Origin of the sequence: Microcoleus sp. MON1_C5 (assembly GCF_036701875.1) — a bacterium.
In the GTDB taxonomy this organism is placed as follows: Bacteria; Cyanobacteriota; Cyanobacteriia; order Cyanobacteriales; family Microcoleaceae; genus Microcoleus.
The window spans coordinates 59,503-65,502 of record NZ_JAUBRN010000043.1; the positions used below are offsets into that span (position 1 = coordinate 59,503).

Genomic DNA, 6,000 nt, shown 5'->3' on the forward strand with positions numbered 1-6,000 from the left:
TTTGACGGTTGGAAGACCGTTGTGCTTTCTGACCCTAGTGGCTGCCCACCCCGAAGCTGCTATCCCTTGCGGATAGGAATTAGGTGCGCCCCCAGCAATACGGGTGCGGGTTTACCGCAGTGGTGGCTACTAAATCACCTCCGACCAAGGAGGAACCCACCTTATTTTTTTCGTGAACCTAAGCGGGAGCGAAATTCCCAGGAGGTTGACGAATCTTCTGAAGTTAATAGCCAGACTAAGTTTGGGCTTTTTCTGGGATGGTCAACCCTCCAGTTGTGACAGTTTCCAGGGCAACATTTTCAAGATTGACGAAATTTGTTTCTGGAAGTCAGTTTAGGTTAGGGTTTAAGCGCTTAGTGCTTCAATGGCCATCCCGACTAGGGGTGGGTTGAAAGAATAGTTTGCTATTGCTGCTAATTGATGGAGTAGATCGGCTTCAATGGCCATCCCGACTAGGGGTGGGTTGAAAGTGCGGATTAGTTGCGGCGTTCTGGCGACTACAGGCACAACTTCAATTGCCATCCCGACTAGGGGTGGGGTGAAAGTTCATGTGCATTGGTTTATTGGTATGGACGAATTGGAGCTTCAATTGCCATCCCGACTAGGGGTGGGTTGAAAGCTATTTTGTTCGACCGAATGCTATTATTCTAGGCTTATAAGGCTTCAATGGCCATAGACTACGAGTGGGTTGAAAGGTAAGGCAGGGGTCTGCCCAATATATTTGTAATACTTTTGTAAGCTATCTTCTTTTCAGGACAACAATATGTCAATGCGGACAAGTAATTTGTCAAACGGACAGCAATATGTCAACGCGGACAAATAATTTGACACTCGACAATTAAAAAAGGCGGCACCCAGATTTGAACTGGGGGTGGAGGTTTTGCAGACCTCTGCCTTACCACTTGGCTATGCCGCCGTCACGTCTGAAATTTGACGTTTTCTTATAGTACACCAAATCTCGAAAAATTTAACATACCTGTCAAAAATTTCGTGAAGCGAAGCTATCCCGTAGGGAATCGCCCTTTTTTCCCATATCCCCAAAACCCATCCGAGGCTATTCTAGAACTAAATCGATCGCCCGCAACACCAGCCATGACACCAGTTTCTCCCCTACTCGTCGCCCAAATCACCGACACTCACTTGTTTGCAGAGATCGATCGAGAATGGAAAGGCCTCTCAACAACCCGCACCCTCCAAGCAGTTCTCGATCGCTTGCAACAGATACAGCCGCCGCCCGACTTACTCCTACTCACAGGCGACTTGTCGCAAGACGAAACACCCGAATCCTACCAGCGCCTCGTATCCCTCATCGCCACCCTCGGAATACCCGCCTACTGGATACCTGGGAACCACGACAACATCCCAGTCATGTCAGAAATCTTAAATCAGTCGCCTCTTTCCCCAGAAAAATCATGGATGCTAGGAAACTGGCAATTTGTATTACTTTCGAGTGTGGAAGCGGGATGCGACGGCGGGCGGCTTTCCCCAGAAAGCTTGCATTGGCTCGACTCTCAACTGCAACAAACGGGCGATCGACCTGTTATCATTGCCTTGCACCATCATCCTTTGCCGATCGACTGTGAAATCATGGATGGAATGATGCTGCACAATGCCGATGAATTTTTCGCAATTGTCGATCGATACCCTCAAATCAAAATAGTCCTCTGCGGCCACATTCACCAAGAATTCCACCAACAGCGGGGCTCAGTTACCTACTTGGGGACACCCAGCACCTGCATCCAACTTTTACCGAAAAGCCATCCGATTATCCTTGACGAAATCCCGCCCGGATTTAGATTGCTTGAATTGGCGATCGACGGTACTTGGAGCACAAGAGTTGAGCGCGTCGCCGAAGTATCGCCACCCTTTTAATAATTTTCGATAACCTAAAAATATTTATCAAATTTACCTTTTTTTGTCAATCCATCAACAGATAGATTGTTGTGAGCAACCCCATCTATTATGATAATTATTGGCTATAGATTGCAGGCATAGCTAGAGGGCTCGGCAACCAACAAAAATATATCTAGCAACATTACAAAACAGGAAAAACTAAATTTATGTCTGAACTAAATGGCGTGATGATGCAGTATTTCCACTGGTACAATCCCGCTGACGGGAACCTGTGGAATCAGCTAGCCGAATCTGCAAAAGATTTAGCCAAAATAGGCATTACATCCCTTTGGTTGCCACCCGCCTATAAAGGAACAGACGGCGCTCAGGAGGTAGGTTACAGCGTCTACGACTTATTCGATTTAGGCGAATTCGACCAAAAAGGGTCGGTACGCACGAAATACGGGACAAAAGATGAGTATTTGCGCGCGATTAAAGCTGCACAAGATGCAGGAATTCGGATTTATGCCGATGTTGTCTTCAACCACAAATTAGGTGCCGATGCAGAAGAAGAAGTCGAAGCTACACCCTTCCATCCCGAAGACCGCAATGCCCCAGTAGGCGAATATCAAAAAATCAAAGCTTGGACGCATTTTACCTTCCCCGGCCGCGACAAAAAATATTCCAGCATGGAGTGGCATTGGTGGCATTTTGACGCCATTGATTACAACATTTACAACACAGAAACCCATGCCGTTTACCTGCTAAAAGGCAAAGAATTCGATCAAGGAGTAGACTTAGAAAAAGGTAATTTTGACTACCTCATGGGTTGCGATTTAGATATGGACAACCCAGAAGTCACGGGCGAATTAAAATACTGGGGTGAGTGGTATATCGATACAACAAACGTTGACGGCTTTCGCTTCGATGCCGTCAAACACGTATCAGCAAAATTTTTCCAAGAATGGTTGGAACACGTCCGCCACTATGCCCAACGCGACCTATTTGCCGTCGGCGAATATTGGTCTTACGAAGTGGAAGCTTTGCACTACTTCATCGAAGCAACGGAGGGTAAAGTCTCCTTATTTGACGCGCCCCTCCACTACAACTTCCACGCTGCTAGCAAAGCCGGCAATAGCTACGATTTGCGAACAATTTTTGATAACACTCTCGTCCAACAGCAACCCGCCCTCGCCGTTACCTTGGTTGACAACCATGATTCCCAACCCTTACAATCCCTAGAATCAGTTGTCGAGCCTTGGTTTAAACCCCTTGCCTACGCTTTAATCCTGCTGCGGCGCGAAGGATATCCGTGCATTTTTTACCCGGATTATTACGGCGCTAACTATAAGGATAAAGCAAATGATGGCAATGAATACGAGATTTGGTTAGACCAACATCAGTTTATGGTAGATAAATTCTTGTTAGCGCGCCAAACTTATTCCTACGGCAATCAGTACGATTATTTCGACCACCCCAACACTATTGGCTGGACGCGACTTGGAAATGAAGAACATCCAGGCGGCATGGCTGTGGTACTCAGTAACGGAGGCGATGGCACTAAGTTTATGGAAGTCGGACAGCCGAATCGAACTTATATTGACATCACCGAACACATCCAAGAACCCATCACCACGAATGAGGATGGTTGGGCTGATTTTAGGTGTAACGCCGGTTCAGTCTCTGTCTGGGTTCCGCAGCCGTAAGGACTGTGTTAACAGCAAAAAGTAAAAAGGAAGATATGTTTTTACTTTTTGCTTTCATATTTTTGATAACTCAAATCTATCTATAGTTAGGACTAAAGCTCTCTCTTTAGTCCTATTTTTAGAATGTGCGATCGTGTATTATAATGTGATTTTACATAAAAAATAATTATGAAACTTTCACAAAAAGTTGCCGTTATTACTGGCGGAGGGTCGGGAATTGGTCGTGCAGCAGCAATTTTAATGGCTAAGGAAGGCGCAAAAGTTGCTGTTATCAATCGCACTTTAGAAACCGGGCAAGAAACCGTCCGCCAGTTGGTCGAGGAAGGAGGCTGCGGGCTAGCTATTGCAGCAGATGTGGCCGATTATATGCAAATGCAACAGGCCTTTCAAACCATTTTTGATGAATATCAAAGAATTGATATTGTGTTGGCAAATGCGGGTATTAACGGTGTATGGTCGCCGATAGAAGAGATAGAACCTGAAGAGTGGGACAAGACAATTAATACCAACCTCAGAGGAACATTTTTGACTGTTAAGTATGCTGTTCCTTATCTGAAAAAACAAGGAGGTTCCATCGTCATTACATCGTCCATTAATGGCACCAGAAGTTTCAAGAAAGTTGGCGCCACAGCTTACGCTTCCAGTAAAGCGGCCCAAGTAGCTTTAGCGAAAATGCTGGCGCTAGAACTTGCTCCCAGCCAAATCAGAGTCAATGTTATATGTCCGGGCGCGGTGGAGACTTCCATTGAGGAAAGCACGGTTAAGCGCCATCTTGATGACATTCCACTCGAGCCTGATTCCCTTCAAGACCTGATTCCTTTGACGGATAATACCCCCGGTTCTAGCGAACAAATCGCCCAATTAGTTTTATTTTTAGTATCCGATGCGTCCAGCTTTATCACAGGTACTGAAGTCTGGATTGATGGTGGCGGTTCTTTGATTTAAAATCTCTATAGCAGCAATTTAAAGAATGTTGCTACCAATTACCCATTACCCATAATTAATGACTGAATATCAAGCAATTTGGTCACAAGCCCCCGGATTTATCAGTAGGCTCAATTCTTCAATCTAAAATCTAAAATCTAAAATCTAAAATCGATTGACTCTCCATTGTTTGACAGCAGTTTGCAATGTCTGCAGCAGCCACTTATCGTACTGAGGATAAACAGGCAAACGCTTTACGAGTTGCCATCCCGATGCTGCTAAAATTTCTGTTAAAGTTTGGTGTTGCAGGTGAGGATAATCGGGATTAACTTCATCCCGCGGCCCAATTCCTCCTAAATCTCTAGCACCTGCTTCTAAACAAGCCAGCAATATGTCTGGCTGTGCAACTAAATTTGGGGGAATTTGCAGCCTGATTTCAGATGGTAAAATGCTGCGGGCGATCGCAATTACTTCGGGCATTTTTGTAGCATCAAAAACTTCACCGTCCCAACTTTGCTGATTTCCCGGACTGTGTGGCTGGAGGATAACTTCTTGAATGTGATTGTAACGCGAATGAATCCGGGCGATCGCCTCCAGCGTCTCAATCCAATCTGCCTCACTTTCCCCAATTCCCAGCAGCAAACCAGTTGTAAACGGAATCTTCAATTCCCCAGCCCATTCTAACTGTTGCAGCCGCAGCGCCGGAACTTTACTCGGTGCGTGTCGGTGAACAGTTTGTAACAAATGTGGCGCAAGCTGTTCTAGCATCAGCCCCATCGATACATTCACCTTTTTTAACTGTGCCATCTCCTCAAAGCTGAGCGGCCCCACATTAGTATGCGGCAAAAACCCCATAGCTAGTGCCAGTTCGCACAAATCGTAAATCCGCTGCAACCAAGCTTTTCGCCGTTGACTGTGAGGATGTACCTCGCCGCTGAGGATCAGAATTTCAATTACACCTTGAGTTTGCAGCAGCAAAAGCTGTTTTTCGGCTTCTGCGAGTGTCAGCCAAGGACTTTGCAGCGGTTCTGCCCGAAAATTGCAATAGGTGCAGCGGTTAAAACACTCGTAAGTGGGAACCAGAGTATAAGCAGGGCTGTAGGTGACGGTGCGGGACATTCCTTGGGACTTTTATCGATCGGACTTACGCAACAACATATATCTGTGCAGTGCGAGTTTTGCGGTTGGCGATCGCAACCCTTCATCTATCTTAACACTGACGCAAGCCCGGAATCTCGTTGCCCAGGTAGATTATGAGTATTTTTCATTTGTGGGCGATCGTCCACGAATTCCGCCTTCTGCTTTTAAACTCCCTATACAGTAAGCTTTTGGGCTTATGATAACTATAACTTATAATGGATATAAGAAAAACTGTGCTTAAAAGTCCTTTACAAACGGAAATAAAAGCTTTATGTTTATTTACATGGCGGAACACAAAGCCGTCACGAACATTGAAAACAAAATAAAGCAATCATAAACAAATGACAACAACCTTACAGCAGCGCGAAAGCGCCAATGTCTGGGAACGCTTTTGTGA

5 protein-coding genes and 1 tRNA gene are annotated in these 6,000 nt (G+C 45.6%); 3 read left to right on the forward strand and 3 right to left on the reverse strand.

Annotation, left to right across the window (positions count from 1 at the left end):
- Window positions 1-345 precede the first annotated feature (345 nt).
- Together QUA71_RS29325 and QUA71_RS19945 are read right to left on the reverse strand one after the other, a co-directional pair.
- Window positions 346-522, reverse strand: a complete 177-nt coding sequence (locus QUA71_RS29325) for a hypothetical protein (protein WP_445243805.1) — start codon at window positions 520-522, stop codon at window positions 346-348.
- Between the two features lie 323 nt (window positions 523-845).
- Window positions 846-916, reverse strand: a tRNA-Cys gene (locus tag QUA71_RS19945).
- A 74-nt stretch (window positions 917-990) separates the two neighbouring features.
- Here QUA71_RS19945 and cpdA point away from each other — a divergent pair.
- The 3 genes from cpdA to QUA71_RS19960 all read left to right on the forward strand — a co-directional run bounded on the left by cpdA (window position 991) and on the right by QUA71_RS19960 (window position 4,484).
- Window positions 991-1,872 (forward strand): 3',5'-cyclic-AMP phosphodiesterase, encoded by an 882-nt coding sequence (gene cpdA, locus QUA71_RS19950; RefSeq protein WP_333287631.1) that lies wholly within the window; start codon window positions 991-993, stop codon window positions 1,870-1,872.
- A 188-nt stretch (window positions 1,873-2,060) separates the two neighbouring features.
- Complete coding sequence (locus QUA71_RS19955; protein WP_333287632.1) at window positions 2,061-3,539, forward strand: alpha-amylase; 1,479 nt, start codon at window positions 2,061-2,063, stop codon at window positions 3,537-3,539.
- 168 nt (window positions 3,540-3,707) lie between these two features.
- Window positions 3,708-4,484 carry an SDR family NAD(P)-dependent oxidoreductase gene (locus tag QUA71_RS19960; RefSeq protein WP_333287634.1) on the forward strand — a complete coding sequence of 259 codons (777 nt, stop codon included), beginning with the start codon at window positions 3,708-3,710 and terminating at the stop codon, window positions 4,482-4,484.
- Window positions 4,485-4,628: 144 nt separating this feature from the next.
- Here the strand turns inward: QUA71_RS19960 and cofG are convergent, their stop codons facing one another.
- Complete coding sequence (gene cofG / locus QUA71_RS19965) at window positions 4,629-5,582, reverse strand: 7,8-didemethyl-8-hydroxy-5-deazariboflavin synthase subunit CofG (protein WP_333287637.1); 954 nt, start codon at window positions 5,580-5,582, stop codon at window positions 4,629-4,631.
- Window positions 5,583-6,000: the final 418 nt, after the last annotated feature.

Coding starts and splice junctions, on each gene's coding strand:
- QUA71_RS29325 (WP_445243805.1), bottom strand. CDS start 522: ATGGCAATTGAAGTTGTGCCTGTAGTCGCCAGAACGCCGCAACTAATC.
- QUA71_RS19955 (WP_333287632.1), top strand. CDS start 2,061: ATGTCTGAACTAAATGGCGTGATGATGCAGTATTTCCACTGGTACAAT.
- QUA71_RS19960 (WP_333287634.1), top strand. CDS start 3,708: ATGAAACTTTCACAAAAAGTTGCCGTTATTACTGGCGGAGGGTCGGGA.
- cofG (WP_333287637.1), bottom strand. CDS start 5,582: ATGTCCCGCACCGTCACCTACAGCCCTGCTTATACTCTGGTTCCCACT.